At 60.4% G+C, this 2,103-nt stretch carries 2 protein-coding genes; both read right to left on the bottom strand.

Annotated elements, in window-relative coordinates:
- A partial coding sequence (locus WB528_RS02295) for a glycosyltransferase family 2 protein (protein ID WP_423886810.1) occupies window positions 1-1,535 on the bottom strand: 1,535 nt, incomplete at its 3' end.
- Between the two features lie 15 nt (window positions 1,536-1,550).
- On the bottom strand, window positions 1,551-2,103 hold a 553-nt coding region (locus tag WB528_RS02290), incomplete at its 5' end, for a UDP binding domain-containing protein (RefSeq protein ID WP_423886808.1).

Below are 2,103 nucleotides of genomic sequence, written 5' to 3'. Positions count from 1 at the left end.
CCGACCGCTTGGAAAACCTCACGCCTGACCAGCATGCAGGCGGCGGTCACGCAGGTCAGATCCTGCTCCAGAATGGCACGCCCGAAATATCCCGCAGAGCCGCGCGGCCAATGCTTCCAGGCATGATCGGCGATGCCGTCTACGCCAAGGATGACGCCGGCATGCTGGATGGCATTGGATGGGTAGTACAGCATCGAACCGACCGCTCCTACGCCTTCGAGGCTTGCACGGACGACAAGCTGATCCAGCCAGTCTTTGCTGATCACTTCGACATCATCGTTGAGAAAACAAAGCATACAGCCGTCGCTCGACCGGGCCCCCAGATTGCTGACGCGTGAAAAATTGAAAGCTCTGTCCTCGTATTCGACTACCCGCACGCGGGGATGTTTGAGAATTTTCGCGAGTATGTCGTTGCGTCGTGCCGCGTCAACGCGGTCCACGTGAGCGACAAGGACGAGCTGAAAATTTTTGGAGCTTGATTTTGTCAATACCGAAGCAAGGCATGTGGTTGCGGTGCCACCGGAAAGGGTGGTGGGCACGATCACACTGACCAGCGGCATCGTCGTTGGGTTGTCGTACTCGACCTGGTAGTAGCTTTGGAGCGCCGGCTTAACTTGGGCGCTCACGCCGAGCCGCTGCAAATGCCCGGCGATCGCCCTCCTCCCGGCCTCCCAGGCGTAGGACTTGGCGGAAGCTGTACTCGCTGTCGAATCCGGTAGGGCGCGCCAATGATAAAGAACGCGCGGAATGTGCCTGATGCGATCAGGTGTCGTTCGCTCTGCGCAGCGCAGGACCAGATCGTAATCCTGGGAACCCTCAAAGCCTTTACGAAATCCGCCAACCTCCTGCACGAGGCTGCGGCGAAACACGCCGAGATGCGAAAAGGCATTCTGTGAGAGCATGAGCGCGGGATTCCACGCCGACTTGAAATACGGTCCGAAGTGTTTACCCGTTCGGTCAATCTTGTCTTCATCGGAAAAGAGCAGATCAACGTCCGGATGCGCCGCGATCTCGCGCGCAACCCAAAACAGCGCGTCCTCGCTCAATAGGTCGTCGGCATCCATAAGGGCGGCGTATTCACCGCTGGCCAACGCCAGCGCCGTGTTCGAGTTCTCGCTGATATGGCCGTTTTCATCGCGAAACGTCACGCGAATGCGCGAGTCGTCCGCGGCAAACCGCTCCAGCAGCGGCCGAATGCCGGGTAGCGTTGACGCGTCGTCGGAGATGCACAATTCCCAGTGCGGATAAATCTGACGGCGAACCGACTCGATTGCCTGCTCAATCCATTTCGGGTCGATATCGTAGCTCGGCATGATGACAGAGATTGTCGGGTGCACCGGCCACGTGGCGATTTCCGCCCGCATCGTGTCGCGCAGCACGGGGCTAATCACGCCGTATCTTTTAATCCATAGACGGTACTGGCGCGATGCCAGGCGGCTGTGGGCCAGCAATCGCCTTGAGCGAAAAAGGATCCTGCGGATAGCGCGCGCGAGCGTCCACTTGATCCGTGTCAGTCCGCGCTCGACGTGGAACATGATCAGTGCGCCGGTTCACATCCGCCACAGGTCGATATTTTCGGGACGCGCGGCGCGGTCGAGCACCCCCTTGACGTCGAACACGACGCCGTTGCCGCCGTGGAGCAGCCGCGTCACCATCGGCCAGCTGCCGGCTACGAAATCGCGATGGCTGACCGCCAGGATGATCGCATCGGCCGGCTCGAGTTTCTCGAACGGAACGAGCGTTACGCCATATTCGCGCGCTGCCTCGCCAGCGTCGGCCTCCGGATCGGTCACTTGCACGCGCAAGCCAAATGACTCGATCTCGGAAACGATGTCGACAACCTTGCTGTTGCGCACGTCCGGCACGTTTTCCTTGAAAGTCACGCCCAGCACGATGACACCGTTCGTGCCGCGGCCGAGTTTGACGAGGCGCCGTACGCACTCCCGGCCGATCAGATGACCCATGGAATCGTTGACGCGGCGGCCCGCCAGCACGACCTGCGGATGGTAGCCGAGGCGCTCGGCCGCATGCGTCAGATAATAGGGATCGACGCCGATACAGTGGCCGCCGACCAGGCCGGGCGTGAACGGCAAGAAATTCCAC

The organism is Bradyrhizobium sp. (assembly GCF_049586575.1).
Taxonomy (GTDB): domain Bacteria; phylum Pseudomonadota; class Alphaproteobacteria; order Rhizobiales; family Xanthobacteraceae; genus Bradyrhizobium.
The sequence above is the reverse complement of the archived record's forward strand: the minus strand, read 5'-3'. Positions and strand labels throughout refer to the sequence as shown.